This is a genomic window from Mycobacterium sp. 3519A, from assembly GCF_900240945.1.
Taxonomy (GTDB): domain Bacteria; phylum Actinomycetota; class Actinomycetes; order Mycobacteriales; family Mycobacteriaceae; genus Mycobacterium.
Map to the genome: position 1 here is coordinate 2208847 of NZ_OESG01000013.1, position 15289 is coordinate 2224135.

General features: G+C 64.8%; 8 protein-coding genes. 4 read left to right on the forward strand and 4 right to left on the reverse strand.

From position 1 onward, the window contains the following. The first annotated feature begins 3 nt into the window (after positions 1-3). A complete protein-coding gene (locus C1A30_RS18580) occupies positions 4-1395 on the forward strand; it encodes a phenylacetate--CoA ligase family protein (RefSeq protein ID WP_235009979.1) in 1392 nt (463 codons plus the stop codon). Continuing rightward, on the forward strand, positions 1382-1882 hold the full coding sequence (locus tag C1A30_RS18585; RefSeq protein ID WP_101949637.1) for a hypothetical protein: 501 nt from the start codon (positions 1382-1384) through the stop codon (positions 1880-1882). Before C1A30_RS18580 ends, C1A30_RS18585 begins: the two co-directional genes overlap by 14 nt. On the opposite strand, the gene C1A30_RS18590 is transcribed toward C1A30_RS18585, so the two are convergent. Genes C1A30_RS18590 through ppsA form a run of 3 tightly spaced genes read right to left on the reverse strand, consistent with a single transcriptional unit; the run spans position 1854 to position 9061 of the window. Further along, positions 1854-4175 carry a heavy metal translocating P-type ATPase gene (locus tag C1A30_RS18590; protein ID WP_101949638.1) on the reverse strand — a complete coding sequence of 774 codons (2322 nt, stop codon included), beginning with the start codon at positions 4173-4175 and terminating at the stop codon, positions 1854-1856. The two genes, C1A30_RS18585 and C1A30_RS18590, sit on opposite strands and share 29 nt — an antisense overlap. 8 nt (positions 4176-4183) lie before the next feature. Further along, entirely contained in the window at positions 4184-6793 is a 2610-nt protein-coding gene (mgtA, locus tag C1A30_RS18595) for a magnesium-translocating P-type ATPase (RefSeq protein WP_255413232.1), read from the reverse strand. 6 nt (positions 6794-6799) lie between these two features. Beyond that, entirely contained in the window at positions 6800-9061 is a 2262-nt protein-coding gene (ppsA, locus tag C1A30_RS18600; protein ID WP_101950298.1) for a phosphoenolpyruvate synthase, read from the reverse strand. Between the two features lie 157 nt (positions 9062-9218). Between ppsA and C1A30_RS18605 the strand changes: the two genes are divergently transcribed. Together C1A30_RS18605 and otsB are read left to right on the forward strand one after the other, a co-directional pair. Further along, entirely contained in the window at positions 9219-10211 is a 993-nt protein-coding gene (locus C1A30_RS18605) for a 1-phosphofructokinase family hexose kinase (protein ID WP_200828296.1), read from the forward strand. Beyond that, entirely contained in the window at positions 10211-14200 is a 3990-nt protein-coding gene (otsB, locus tag C1A30_RS18610; protein WP_101949639.1) for a trehalose-phosphatase, read from the forward strand. The genes C1A30_RS18605 and otsB overlap by 1 nt, the downstream gene beginning before the upstream one ends. Here the strand turns inward: otsB and C1A30_RS18615 are convergent. After that, complete coding sequence (locus tag C1A30_RS18615) at positions 14197-15078, reverse strand: universal stress protein (protein WP_101949640.1); 882 nt, start codon at positions 15076-15078, stop codon at positions 14197-14199. The two genes, otsB and C1A30_RS18615, sit on opposite strands and share 4 nt — an antisense overlap. Between the last annotated feature and the right edge of the window lie 211 nt (positions 15079-15289).

Below are 15289 nucleotides of genomic sequence, written 5' to 3' on the forward strand. Positions count from 1 at the left end.
GGATTGGCCTGGGACGTGTATCGGACGGCTCGCGAGGGGTCGGAGGGAATAGCACGACGGCAGCAGTGTCGGCTCGACGATATCGTCGGCTACGCGCGCGCTCAATCGCTGTACTACAAGTCGCTCTATCGCCTTCTACCCGAGCATGTTTCGGATATTCGGCAACTACCCGTCGTCAACAAGGCGGACCTGATGAGTCATTTCGACGACTGGATGACCGACCCGGCGGTCACAAAATCGCGGGTGGAGTCCTTCCTGGCTGATCCCGCCAACATCGGCCGCGACTTCCTGAACCGGTATGTCGTCTGCACCACCTCTGGCTCGACAGGGGTTCCGGCCATACTGCTCTGCGACAGTGAGGCGTTGGCCGTTTACAACGCGTTGGGCTATATCCGTTCTCTGCCGGCGTCGCTTCTCACGCCGCGACGCATGTGGGCTCTGGTGCGCGGAAGGGGGAGACTGGCGGCGGTTTTCGTCGCGGGGGGCCATTTCTTGGGCAACGTGATGATGGCGCGACGTAGCCGAAAGATGCCGTGGCGCCGCAAGACACAACGCATCTTCTCCGCATCCGAGCCGCTGGACGAGTTGGTCGCAGACCTCAACGACTTTCAGCCCGTTGTGCTCGGCGGCTATCCGAGCGCCCTCGGACTATTGGCCCATGAGCAGCAAGCGGGCCGATTGCGCATCCATCCGATACTGGTCAACGCCGCCGGGGAGACCCTGTCGTCCCAGAAGCGTCGGTCAATAGCCGCAGCGTTCGGGTGCTCAGTCGGCAACTACTACGGATCTTCGGAAGCCGTTGGCTTGACCCACGAGTGCGCCGCGCAGCATCTGCACGTCAACAGCGACTGGTACATCCTCGAACCCGTCGACACCGAGAACCGTCCGGTCGCACCGGGAGAACTCTCCGACGACGTGCTGGTAACCAACCTTGCCAATAAGATTCAGCCCATCATCCGATACCAGCTGGGGGATCGTGTCGCGATCAACCCTGCCACCTGTGCGTGCGGAAGCCCATTCCCGCAGATCGAGGTCGACGGGCGCGCGGACGACGTACTGAATTTCGCCACACCACAGGGCGAACGAATCCGCATCCTGCCGTTGGCGTTCGCGACGGTGGCAGAGGGAACGCCCGGCGTTGCGAACTGCCAGTTGATTCAGCGCGGGCCGTCGACCCTCATCGTGAGGATGGGAGCACAAGACGATGCCGACGCCCTAGCGGTCTGGACTTCGTTGCGCAAGCGGTTGGAAGACTTCCTGGCAACGCAGGGTGTAACGACGGTCGTGATCGACAGGGCCGACGAACCGCCCGCACTTCATCCGCGTAGTGGAAAGTTTCGGCAGGTGTACGCCGACCTCTTGCCCAGATCGGAGGCCGATCATGTTGACCATTGAATCCCGAGTCCACGTCCGTGGCCTGACAGCAGAAGAAGTCATCAGTTTCTTACTCAACTGCACTGACTCCGAATACCAGAAGTGGTGGCCGGGCACTCACTTTCAGCTGCATACGCTCCGCGTCGGTGCCCCCGATCATGTCGACGATGTCGTGTTGATGGACGAGATGATCGGTTCACATCATTTACGGCTGGCTGCTGTGGTCGTGGAAGTCGAACCGGGGCGAAAGGTTGTGTGGCGTATGAAAAAGGCGATCAGGCTGCCTGCGCGATTGACCTTGGATCTGACGGATCAGCACGACGGTGTTGAGATACGCCATTCGATTACCGTGGGCTGGAGAAGCCGTGGCCAGCTGTTTGATCCGCTGTTCCGGCTCTACTTCACGCCTCGCTTCGCGGCCGCCATGGACGCGCATGTGAAAACGGAGTTCCCGCGCCTGGGAAACCTGCTGCACCCGCCTAACCCGCTTCCGGTTGATCGTCGGTGAGGACGAAGTAGTTCTCCTCCTCTTCGAGGAAGTGCAGGCGCAGCACCGCGTACAGCCCGTACAGGCAGGCCAGCAGATCCTCCACTTGGTCCGGTTGTATTGCACCACTGTCCTGCGCGAGCCTGATGTGGGTGGCGATCCGATCGGACAGTCGCTGGATCTCGGCGTGGGTTCGGCTCATCGGCGCCGTCGCTTCGTCGCTGCCGAGCGGCCGTGCCAGGGCCGGGTAGAGCTCTGTTTCCTCAGCCTGTTCGTGCGGCAGAATCTGCTCGGTCAGGAAGGTGTTGGCGCGCACCAATGTCTCGAGTGCAACCGTGTCGGCCCCGGCGGCGAGCCGGTCGGCGGCGTCGCGCAGCAGTGCGAGTGTGTCGCGCATTTCGTCGTGTTCAGCCGCGAAACGCCGCAGCATCTCTTCGGTTTCGGCCGGCAACAGAATCTCGATGTCAGGATTCCCTCGCAGTGCACGCAGTGCGTTCAGAATGACTGCGACGTCGATGCCCTCCTGCAACAACGCGCCGGCGGCCGGCGGCAACCAACCCAGCGCCGCAATCACCATCGCGACCAATGACAACACCATGCCAACCGCAGCGCTCTGCACCGCAATCCGTCTGGACCACCGTGCGATGTCCATCGCGTCCGCGAGTCGGTCCAACCGGTCGGTGGTCAACACGATGTCGGCAGCCTCCGACGACGCAGTCGTCCCGCGCGCACCCATCGCGACACCCACTGTCGCCGCGGCCAACGCGGGAGCGTCGTTGACTCCGTCGCCGACCATCACAGTGGTCGCACGGGCCCGTTCGGTGCGGACCGCTGCGACCTTGTCGGCCGGACTCTGCTGTGCATAGACCTCGTCAAGCCCGAGCACCGTGGCCACCTCGCGGGCCGGCTCGGCGCGATCGCCAGTCAGCATCACCAGGCGATTCAGCCCGGCGGCCCGCAAGCGGCGAATAGTGCGGGGAGCAGTGCGCCGCAACGGATCCCGCAGCAAAACGGCACCGATCAGCGCGCCGTCGACGGTAACCCAAGCGACGGCCGCCGAGTCAAGGCTGGCGCGGTTCATCGCTGCGCGCGCCCAACCCGCGTCGATCTCCTCGTCGAGCACCTTGCCGACGTGAACGCGGTGGTCGGCGACCGTGGCGGTCACGCCGCGGCCTGCCTCTTCACTGACCTCCGTGGGGAGCAGCAGTCGCAGTCCGCGCGCCAGCGCTTCGGTGACAATTGCCTCGGCCAGCACGTGTGGCGACATCTGGTCAACTGATGCGGCGAGGCGAAGTACCTCGGTGGTGTCATGTTCTGGTGAAGCCAGAATTTCGACTACTTTCGGCTGGCCCATGGTGAGTGTGCCGGTTTTGTCCATCACCAGAGTCGTTGCATGACCGAGGTTTTCCAGGGCACCTCCGCTGCGGATCACGACACCGTGACGCGACGCGCGTGACAGCCCCGAAACAATGGCTACTGGCGCAGCCAGTAGCAGGGGACACGGTGTCGCCACGACCAGGACGGCAACCGCGCGCACGGCGGAGCCGCTGGCCAGCCAGGCACCGCCTGCGATCAGTAACGCCAAAGGCAGGAACCACGCTGCGTAACGATCCGCCAGTCGGACTATCGGGGCGTTTTCCGCTCCTGCTTGTTCGGCCAGTCGCACGATGCCGGCGTAGGTGCTGTCTGCCGCTGTCGCCGTTGCCCGCAGCTCAAAAGCATTGCCTGCATTGACCACGCCGCTGCGGACCGGTTCGCCGGGGGCGCGCTCGACCGGCAGCGATTCGCCTGTCAGCACCGATTCGTCCAACACTGCAGGTTCGTCTCGGATCCGGCCGTCGACGGGCACCACCTCGCCGGGCGCGACGACCAGCACATCGTCGACGAGCACCTCGTTGAGCGGTATCACGGTGACGGCGGCACCGACGCGCCGCCGCGCGAATCGTGGCGCGTGCTCCAGCAGGGCACGCAGATCGTGGGTGGCTCGGCGTTCCGCCGCCGCTTCCAGTGCGCGCCCGCTGGCGAGCATCACCGCGATCAACGCCCCGGCGACGTACTCGCCGACGAACAGCGTGCCGAGAAGCGACAGTACCGCGATCACGTCTACACCGGCCCTGCCGCGCCGCAGGGCAGCGAGGACCCACAGCACCGCAGGAATCAGCGCAACCAGTGTGCCGGCGATCCAGCACCAGTCGGCAACATCGCGGTAGCCGGTCAGCCAGGCGATCCCGCCCGCGGCGAGCGCACCGACGGTGAGCACGACAAGCGTGGACACGGCCAACAGTCGGTGCGAAATCCGTTCTTCGATCGACATTCGACCTCCTACGTCGGTGACGGCAGACGTCCCGGATGGCTGAACCTGGCGGCGCGCCGATGGATGCGATGTGCCCGCCCGCGGGTGCGGTGTGGCTGGCCGGCCAGTCGCATCGGTTCGGCGTAGAACGCCGTCTTCGTGAGCTCGACGAGAACGAGATAGATGACCGTGAGACCCACCAGCGCCGCGAAGAATTGCCAGGGGAGCGCGATGAAGCCGAGCCGGTGCGACAGCGGCGACAGCGTCAGCGCGATACCGACTGCGACCACCGCGAAGGCGGCCAGCGTCAGCACGGTACCGGGTCGGCTGCGGAGAAACGGCACCCGACGCGTGCGGATCGCGAAGATGATCAGCGTCTGTGTGGCGAGCGATTCCACGAACCAGCCGGTGCGGAACTGCGCCGGCCCCGCGTGCAAGACACCCAGCATCAGACCGAAGGTGAGGAAGTCGAACAATGAGCTGATCGGGCCGAAGGTCAGCATGAAGCGCCGGATGAACGCGATGTTCCAATGCGATGGGGCATGGAGCTGCTCGTCGTCGACCCGGTCGGTCGGAATCGCCAGCTGGGAGCTGTCGTACAACAAGTTGTTCAGCAGGATCTGGCTGGGCAGCATCGGCAAGAAAGTGAGCACCGCCGAGGCCGCTGCCGCGCTGAACATGTTGCCGAAATTGCTCGATGTGCCCATCAATACGTACTTGATGGTGTTGGCGAAAATGCGTCGACCCTCAGCCACGCCAGCCGCGAGCACGCCGAGGTCCTTTTCGAGCAGGACGACGTCGGCAGCATCCTTGGCCACGTCTGTCGCGGTGTCCACAGAGATTCCAACGTCCGCCGAGTGCAGCGCCAAGGCGTCATTCACGCCGTCGCCGAGAAAACCGACCGATCTTCCTGTGCGTCGCAACGACGAGATCAACCGGGCTTTCTGCTCCGGCGACATCCTGGCGAAGATTGTCCCATCACGGGCCGCGATATCGAGTTCGGCATCATCCATCTGGTCAAGGGCTGCGCCGGTCAAGGTTCCCTTCGAAACCAAACCGAGTTCGGTGCAGACAATCTCGGCCACCAGAGGGTTGTCACCCGTTGCCACTTTGACTTCGATGCCCAGCGCCGCCAACTGGGCCAAGGAGTCACGAGCAGCCGCCTTGGGATTGTCAGCGAACACAAGGAAGCCGTCGAGCGTCAGCGCGCACTCGTCGCTAGCCGTCAGTGTCGTCAAACCGGGCGCGCCCTTGCTGGCGACGGCGACCACCCGTCTGCCCGCAGCGAACAGCGCTGCCAGCGTCTGCTGGGCACGGTCCGGCGTATCGACGCACCGGGCCAGCACCTGTTCGGGAGCGCCTTTGGTGATCAGTGTTCGGTCGGCCGCCTCCTCGACGACGACAGTAGTGGCCCTGCGGGTGTGGTCGAAAGGCATCATCGCGACGCGGGCGACACCCCGGATACCCGGTCGACCCTCCCACAGCGCGGCATCCATCTCGTTGGAACTCGTACCGCCCGCCTCCACGTCGACGTCGGTGGCCATGAGACCTTGGCGCAGAACCGAATCCGATTGACGGCCTGTCGGATCGATCGCCTCGATGAACCTGATGCGCCCGTCGGTCAGCGTGCCGGTCTTGTCCGTAATGAGGATGTCGATGTCACCGAGGTCCTCGATGCAGACCAGTCGCTTCACGAGCACCTTGAGTTGCGCGAGCCGACGTGACCCGGCGGCGAGGCTGGTGCTCACGACGGCAGGAAGGAGTTGCGGAGTGATCCCAACGGCGATGGCGAGGCCAAACAACGCGGAATCGATGAGGGGCCGTCGCAACAGCAGGTTGATGGCGATGATGACGACGGTCAGAGTGAGGGCCACGCGCAGCAACAGGTACGAGAAGCGGCGAAGCCCGCTCTGGAATTCGGTTTCCGGTTGGTGCTCACCCAATCCCGCCGCGATGCGGCCGAACTCGGCACTGGCGCCGGTGGCGTACACCACGGCGGTCGCTTCGCCCGCGCTGACCACGGTGCCCATGAAGGCCAGGTTGTTGGCGTCGGCGAGCGCCACATCGCCCGCCGTCGAGTCGACCGATTTCTCGGTGGCGGTGGACTCGCCGGTCAGAATGCTCTCGTTGCACTCGAGGCCGTTGACTTCGACCAGCCGGACATCGGCGGGGATGAGCTGGCCCAGCTCGAGCTGGATGACGTCGCCGGGCACCAGAGCATTGACGTCCACCTTGGTCAGGCGGCCGTCACGGCGCGCCACCGCGTTGTGGTGAACACGTGAATGCAGCGCCGCCGTCGCGCGTTCGGCACGGTACTCGTTGACGAAACTCAGCGCGATGCTGACCAGCAAGATGATGCCGATGATCACCGCCTGAGTGCTGTCTCCCAGGAAGAACGACAGCACGGCCGTCACCGCGAGCAGACCGAGCACCGCATTGTTGAGTTGGCGCATCAGGATCGCAGCCGCACTGACCCGATGGCTGCGAACCGAATTCGGGCCGTAGCGGGCCAATCGCGCCTCGGCCTCTGCTGTCGAGAGCCCGTCTGCCGAGGTGTTCAGCCAGTTCATCACGTCGGCGAGGGAGGCTGCGGCGACGTGTTGTTGGTCGACAGCCTTCTCGCCGAGAGCCGTCGTCACGGTGACTTACCGTGCCGATTCCAGGAGCAGGCGCCGTTCGGCGGCTGCGATGGTCCGCCGAGCGGCACCGAGGGCATCGGGGTTCACCGACACCGACGTGATACCCATTCGGACCAGGTGTTCGGCGAAGGCCGGCTTCGTCGACGGCGCCTGACCACACAGCGAGGACGTGATCCCGAATTTGCGTGCGGTGGCGATGATCTGGCCGATGGCATCGAGCACCGCGGGGTCGGATTCGTCGAAAAGCTCTGCGCAAATGTCGGAATCGCGGTCGACTCCGAGGACCAGTTGGGTCAGGTCGTTGCTGCCGATGGATACACCGTCGATGCCCATCCCGATGTACTCGGGCAGCCAGTGCACCACCGACGGCACCTCGGCCATCACCCAGCGATGAAGTCCACGTTGGCGGCCAAGCGGGCTCGCGTCGACCAACGCCAGACATTCCTCGAGCTCCCACCGGGTGCGCACGAACGGAATCATCAAGTGCACATTCGGCGACTGTTCCCGCACCCGCGCCAGAGCTTGCAGTTCGAGTGCGAACAGGTCGGGTTCCTTGATGTAGCGGTAACAGCCCCGGTAGCCGATCATCGGGTTGTGTTCCTCGGGCTCGAAGGACTCGCCACCCTTGAGGCCGCGGAATTCGTTGGTGCGGAAGTCCGTTGCGCGGTACACGACCGGACGCGGCGCGAACGCAGCGGCGATCCGGCCGACCGATGCCACCATTCCGTCAACGAGCAGGTTCTGCTCGCCACTGGCCATGAGATCCCGAGGATGACGCCCACCGAGCGCCTCGGTCAACATGAACTCGGCGCGCAGCAGGCCGACCCCGTCAGGACCCTGCGCCGCAACAGCTTCCGCCGTGTCCGGCATGGCCAGGTTCACATACACCTTGGTGCCCGTCACCTCCGCCTGGAGCGCCGGTTCGCGCCGCTCGGTAACGGCCGCGACCGGCGTCGGTGTCAGCACCCCTGACACCACTCGGCCGTGGCCACCGTCGACGGTGACCGTCGTACCATCGTGCAAATCCCGAGTGGCACTGCGTGTTCCGACGACACACGGCACCCCCAACTCGCGCGCTACGATCGCGGCGTGACACGTCATGCCGCCCGTGTCGGTCACCAACGCCGCCGCCCGGCGGATCGTGGGCAACCAATCGGGATTGGTCATCTGCGCGACCAGGATCTCGCCCGCCATCAACCGGTCGCCCTCGTCAGGGTTGCCCAGCACGCGAACCTTGCCAGACGCAATTCCTGGGGCGGCGGCGAGCCCACGGGCCAGCACCGCATGCTTCTCCGATGACGGCGCGGTCAGATGGCGCAGCGTCGTGATCGGCCGCGCCTGCACGAGGTAGGTGTTGCCCTTCGAAATCGCCCACTCGGTGTCCTGCGGGCATCCGTTGTGTTGTTCGGTAGCGATCGCGAGTTCGGCGATGCGCCGAAGCTCACCGTCGTCGAGAACCCTCGAATCGGCCTGCGCGGCGTCGAGGTCTACCCGCGTGTCGTGCCCGTCAGGACCCCGCACGATCTTGAACGCCTTGTGCCCCAGCCTGACGTCGAGCACGTCGAGCGTCTCCTTCGACACGATGTAGGTGTCGGGCTCGACCTCGCCGGACACCACGACCTCGCCGAGCCCGAACGCGCCTTCGATGACCACGCGGTCCTCAGCGCCGTTGCTCGGGTCGGCGGTGAATGCCACACCCGCTTTCTCGGAGTCGATCATCTGTTGGACCACGACGGCCATGGCGGGATCACCGGTGAAGTCCCTGCTGGCGCGGTAGGTGACCACCCGAGGGCTGAACAGCGACATCCAGCACCGGAGCACCGCATCGATCAGGCCCTCTTCGCCGCTGACGTTGGTGATCGTCGCGTTCATTCCCGCGAACGACGCGTCGCGGCCATCCTCACCGGTGGCCGAGGAACGGACCGCGACCACCGTGTTCGACCCGAGTCGGCGGTGTGCGGCAAGGATCTCGTCGCGGATCGCCTCGGTCACCCCCGCCTTCTGCACAAGAGCTTGCATCCGCTCGCACAACTCGGGCAGACGCGTCGGGTCGGCGGTCAAGGCCTCCCGATGAAGCTTGCTGAGCTCGCCGTCGACGCCACCCTCCCGCATCGAGTGGCGGTAGCAGTCGCGCAGCAGCACGAAGCCGGGGGGCACCGGAAGCTTTTCCGCGACCATCTCGCCCATGTTCGCGCCCTTGCCGCCGGCCTCCTCGGCATCGGTGATTCGCAGCGTCGAGATGTCCCGCACGTAGGTGTCGCTTCGCATGACACCAGCCTTTTGCATCGCGTCGCGCACACGTAGCGCCCGAGGACCACACCCCACGCGCTGAAGGTCACGAATGCGTAGGGCACAAAGTCCCAATCTGTTCACGTGGGACTTCGGTCTCTATCGCGCAGGCCGGCCGGGTAGTCGGATCGACGGCATGGAGCAAACGACCGGGCCGACCATCGTCACCCTGACGATGAACCCCGCACTGGACATCAGTACCAATGCCGATGTCGTCCGCGCCACCAACAAGATCCGATGCGGCGCCGCACGCTACGACGCCGGAGGTGGCGGCATCAACGTCGCGAAGGTGGCCCACGTCCTGGGCGAGTCGGTATCGGCGGTGTACGCGGCGGGTGGTACGACCGGGCAGGTGCTGACCGACCTGCTGGTCGCCGACGGCGTTCCGGTCCGGCGCGTCGACATCACCGCCCCGACCCGAGAGAACTTCACGGTCAACGAGGTCAGCACGGGCCTGCAGTACCGGTTCGTGCTTCCTGGGCCGTGCCTGAGGTTCGAGGAACAACAACAGTGCCTCGCTGAACTCCGCGATGCGGCGGCATCAGCCAAATACGTGGTGGCCAGTGGGAGTCTGCCGCCGGGCGCGCCGGTGAACTTCTATCAGCAGGTGGCGCTGATTTGTCGTGAGCTGGGCACACCGCTGGTGCTCGATACATCGGGGGGCGGGCTGCGGCACATCACCTCCGGTGTGTTCCTGTTGAAGGCGAGCCTGCGCGAGCTGACAGAATGCGCTGGGCGAGAACTCGTCTCGGAAGCAGAACAACTGGCCGCGGCGCACGAAATCATCGACTGCGGCCAGGCGCAGGCCGTCGTGGTATCGCTCGGCTCCGAAGGCGCACTGTTGACCACGGCACACGAGAGTCTGCGCTTTCCCGCCATTCCCATGCGGGCGCTCAGTGGGGTGGGTGCCGGCGACGCGATGGTCGCCGCGATCACGGTGGGTTTGAGCCGAGGCTGGCCGCTGAGCACGTCAGTGCGCTACGGAATCGCCGCGGGCGCCGCCATGCTGATGACGCCCGGCACCCAGCCATGCACGCGGGCCGACGCAGAACGACTCTTCGAAGTCGCCGAGCACCCAGTCGATCTCGAGGCAGTCCGTCACCCTGGCGTCGAGGGAGCGTTCGTCTGATGACCGCGACGGTCACCATCGACCCACGGCTGCACGACGCCGTCCTCTTCGACCTGGATGGCGTGGTCACCGACACCGCTTCCATCCATGCCGCGGCATGGTCGGCCATGTTCAACGAGTTCCTCGAGCGTCGGCCCGATAATGCCGACGAAAACAAATCGCCGTTCACCGATGACGACTACCGGCACTTCGTGGATGGTAAGCCGCGCTACGACGGCGTCGCGGACTTCCTTGCGTCGCGGGGGATTTCGCTGCCGACGGGCGATGCCTCGGATAGCACCGCAGACACAATATGCGGACTCGGGAATCGTAAGCAACAACTCTTCCTCGAGCTGTTGAAGGCCGGGGTTCCCGCGTTCGAGTCGACGATCGCGCTCGTGCGGAGGCTGTCAGAAGCCGGGGTTGCGACGGCCGTCTACTCGGCGAGCCGCAACTGTGAGCAGGTGCTCGACGCCGCAGGTCAACGCGATCTGTTCGGTGTGCGCGTCGACGGACTGACCGCCGATGCACTTGGCCTACCCGGTAAGCCCGATCCCGCCGTGCTCACAGAAACCGCGCGCCGCCTGGGCGCCGTCCCTGAGCGAACCGTCGTCGTCGAAGTCGCCGAGTCCGGGGTGGAGGCTGGTTGCAGAGGCGGGTTCGCGCTCGTCATCGGCGTCGACCGCACGGGGCAAGCCGAGGCTCTGAGGCGCCACGGCGCCGATGTCGTGGTTTCCGACCTCGGCGCTGTGCGCGTCCGCACCGGCGACAAACGATTGTCGACACTGCCGAACGCACTGGATTCCTACGGTCAGTTGGTCGGCGTCGTCAATGGTCGACAACCGGTGGTATTTCTTGACTTCGACGGCACGCTCGCCGAAATCGTCTCCGACCCGGACGCGGCCGTCTTGATTGACGGCGCAGCCGATGCCCTTGCGAACTTGGCGGCTCATTGCCCAGTCGCGATACTGAGCGGTCGAGATCTCGCCGACATCCGCGAGCGGGTCGGCCTCCCGGGCCTCTGGTATGCCGGCAGCCACGGATTCGAGCTGATCGGCCCGGACGGCAGTCGCCACGACAATGACTCTGCGGCAGCCGCCGTCGGTGTGTTGGAGCGGGTAGCCGACACCTTGCGTCAGGAACTCGAGCACATCGCCGGCGCGCGGGTCGAACACAAGCGTTACGCCGTTGCGGTGCATTACCGCAACGTTGCACAAGACGACGTTGCCGAGGTCATCGCCGCCACACATCGACACGGACACCGCGCAGGTTTACGGGTAACCGGCGGCCGCAAAGTCGTTGAGCTGCGACCGGATATCAAGTGGGACAAAGGTACTGCACTAGCGTGGATTCGCGGTCACATCGAAGCGACGGCGCGGGTGCTTCCGATCTACGTCGGTGACGACCTCACCGACGAGGACGCCTTCGATGCCGTCGCGTTCAACGGCCTCGGGATCGCCGTCCGCCACGACGAGGACGGCGACAGGCCAACGGCAGCGCAGTACACACTCAACAGCCCAACCGAGGTCCGCGAGTTCCTGCGCCGCGGAGGGAACTGGCTGGCGTACGAGGCGCAGACGTCTGACGTGGCGTGGACTTTCGATTTCGATTGCTATGAACCAGCACAGGAGAAACTGCGCGAAGCGCTGTGCACGCTCGGCAACGGCTACCTCGCCACCAGGGGCGCCGCGCCCGAGGTGAAAGCGGGACAGGTGCATTACCCTGGTACCTACGCCGCCGGTGTCTACAACCGCCTTGGTGACCTCGTAGCCGGCACCAAGGTCGAGCACGAGAGCCTGGTCAACCTGCCCAACTGGCTTCCTTTGACGTTCCGCATCGACGGCGGCGACTGGTTCGACGTCGACGCGGTCGAATTGCTGGACTATCGCCAAATCCTCAACATTCGCGAGGCGGTGCTCACTCGCGAACTGCGCTTCCGTGATGATGCCGGCCGCATCACGAGGCTCACTCAGCACCGATTCGTCACAATGAATCAAGCTCACGTGGCCGCCCTCGAGACGACAATTCTCGCTGAGAACTGGTCGGGCGCAATCGACATCCGCTCGGTGCTCGACGCCAACGTATGCAACCGCGGGGTGGAACGCTATCAGGGGCTGGCGGGAGATCACCTGGGGTCGCTGCGCAAACGTGAGCTCACCGAGAATTCGGTGCTACTGACGGTTGAGACACGACAGTCACAGATTCCCATCGCGTTGGCTGCCCGAACCACCGTGTGGCGCGGCGAGACCCCCGCCGCCGCGAAGTACCGACTGGTCGATGACGAATTCGAGATCGGCCACGAGATCTTCGTCGAAGTGACGGAGAACCAACCGACGACCGTTGAGAAAGTCGTTACGGTCGTGACCGGGCGTGACGTCGCCACGTCGGAACCCGCTGCCGGAGCCGAACGTCGGCTGGGCCGGCAGGGCCGGTTCGGTGAGATAAGGAACCTCCACGTTCTCAGCTGGGCGCACATTTGGGAGCGGCTGTCCATCGAATTCGAAGGGCACGCAGACGAATTACGTATCCTGCGGCTGCATTTGATGCATCTACTGCAAACGGTCTCGTACCACAGCGAGGATCTCGACGTCGGTGTGCCGGCCCGCGGTCTGCATGGTGAAGCGTATCGAGGCCACGTGTTCTGGGACGAACTGTTCATCTTCCCGGTGCTGAATTTCCGATTCCCGACCATCACGCGGGCATTGCTGCGATATCGGTACCGCCGGTTGATCGAGGCGCGTCGCGCGGCGAAGCTGGCCGGCTACGCCGGCGCGATGTTTCCGTGGCAGTCAGGCAGCGACGGGCGTGAGGAAAGCCCCGAATTGCATCTCAATCCGCGTTCGGGGCGATGGCATCCCGACGCCAGTCAGCGTGCGCACCACATCGGGATTGCTGTTGCCTACAGCGCCTGGCAATTCTACGAAGTCACGGGCGATCTGGCGTACCTGATCGACTATGGAGCAGAGCTGATCGTCGAAATCGCCCGATTCTGGGTCAGCAGAACAGTTTACGATGAAGCGGCAGACCGTTACGGTATCCACGGTGTGATTGGCCCCGACGAATTCCACTCGGGATACCCGGACCGGCCGTACGAGGGTATCGACAACAACGCCTACACCAACGTGATGGCGGTCTGGGTGATCCTGCGGGCCATCGACGTGCTCAAGGCCCTGCCGCTACCCAACCGCATCGACCTGCGTGAGAAGCTGCACCTGACCGATGCCGAACTCGCGCAATGGGACCATGTCAGCCACCGGATGTTCGTGCCGTTCCATGACGGGGTGATCAGCCAGTTCGAGGGTTATCACGAACTGGCGGAATTGGATTGGGACGCCTACCGGGCGCGGTACGGTAACATCCAACGCCTCGACCGCATCCTGGAAGCCGAGGACGATGACGTCAACCGGTACAAGGCCTCCAAACAGGCCGATGTGCTGATGCTGTTGTATCTGCTGTCGTCGGACGAATTGCGCGAGCTGCTGGATCGGCTGGGTTACGACTTCGACACCGACCAGATCCCGACGATGGTCGACTACTACCTGGCGCGCACCTCGCACGGTTCGACGCTGAGTGCCGTCGTGCACTCATGGGTGCTCGCTCGTGCCAATCGCGGTCGCGCGATGGAGTTCTTCCGCGACGTGCTGAAGTCAGATGTCGACGACATCCAGGGCGGCACCACGGCGGAGGGGATTCATCTCGCCGCGATGGTCGGCAGCGTCGACCTCGTACAGCGCTGCTTCACGGGATTGGAGATCCGCGGCAACCGCATCGTGCTTGCGCCACATTGGCCGGAATCGCTTGGTGCACTGGGATTTCCCATTCATTACCGCGGCCACCACCTACACGTGCGGGTGAGTGGACGCGGCGCAGAGGTCAGCGTCGGGCCACAAGATGTGCCGCCGGTGCTGATCGAATGTCGTGGACGTGTCGAGGAGGTTGTTGCGGGCCGGACGATCCGGTTCCCGGACGGATTCGATGACGAGCTTCCCGGCCCGCGGCAGAACGGTTAACCCTGGCGTGCCACGATGACCGGCGTACGAACGGATTGGACGACTGCGGCGCTGACCGAGCCCAGCGCCATTCCCGCGAACCCGCCGCGACCGTGGCTACCCACCACAACCAGTTGCGCCGCGTCGGCCTGTTCTACGATCTGCCGTGCTGGCCGATCGCATACGACATGGCGGTGCACTGTCACGTCCGGATAGCGCTCCTGCCACCCGCCGAGGCGCTCCGCCAGGACCTCGTGTTCAGGGGTTTTGATCAGCGCCCAATCCAACCCGGGGAACTCGACCGCGGTGTCGCTCCACGCGTGCACGGCGATCAAATCGACACGGCGGCGAGACGCTTCGTCGAACGCGATCGCCGTTGCCAACTCCGAGACAGGGGACCCGTCGATGCCGACGACCACGGGCGCCTGCGCAGCGTGTGGCATCGCCGGGGCCTCGTCGTGGACGACCGCGACCGGGCAGTGTGCGTGCTGGAGCAGCGCGGAACTGACCGAGCCCAGTAACGCGCCGAGGGCCCCGACGCCACTGCGACCCACCACGACCATCTCTGCGTCCTTCGACATGTCGACGAGTGTGGGAATGATGGCCGAGTAGTACATTTCGAAGTCGATCCGTACGGAATCGCTGTCCTGAGCGGCTTCTTCGGCGATCCGCACCGCGTTCGCGAGGAGTTCACGGCCGTGTTGTTGTTGCCACGTGCCGAAGCCGCGGGGCGCCGGAGTATGCGACCACATGGTGCTCAGCCCGGTTGCAACGTGGACCAAGGTCAGCGACACGTGCCGCATCGCCGCATCCCGTGCGGCCCAGTCGATCGCGGCCTTCGATGCCGCCGAACCATCGACGCCGACGACAATGCCTGGACGGTCAATCGAAGTGGACATGCGTTGACGTTAGAGTCATCGGCCCGGGTGGAGCAGGGGCCATTGGTCCCATCCCACACCGGCAATGGGCCCATCGGGGAAGGACCCTGGGCGGCCGTTGGAAACACGAAACACGCGCCAAAGGCCGCGCGGCGATCGTGCCTTCGCCCCTACGCGGCCGACCGGCCGGGTTGATCTGATGGGACACATAGGTTTCGACGAGGAGGCGACG

Coding starts and splice junctions, on each gene's coding strand:
- C1A30_RS18605 (WP_200828296.1), top strand. CDS start 9,219: ATGGAGCAAACGACCGGGCCGACCATCGTCACCCTGACGATGAACCCC.
- ppsA (WP_101950298.1), bottom strand. CDS start 9,061: ATGCGAAGCGACACCTACGTGCGGGACATCTCGACGCTGCGAATCACC.
- C1A30_RS18615 (WP_101949640.1), bottom strand. CDS start 15,078: ATGTCCACTTCGATTGACCGTCCAGGCATTGTCGTCGGCGTCGATGGT.
- otsB (WP_101949639.1), top strand. CDS start 10,211: ATGACCGCGACGGTCACCATCGACCCACGGCTGCACGACGCCGTCCTC.
- C1A30_RS18590 (WP_101949638.1), bottom strand. CDS start 4,175: ATGTCGATCGAAGAACGGATTTCGCACCGACTGTTGGCCGTGTCCACG.
- C1A30_RS18585 (WP_101949637.1), top strand. CDS start 1,382: ATGTTGACCATTGAATCCCGAGTCCACGTCCGTGGCCTGACAGCAGAA.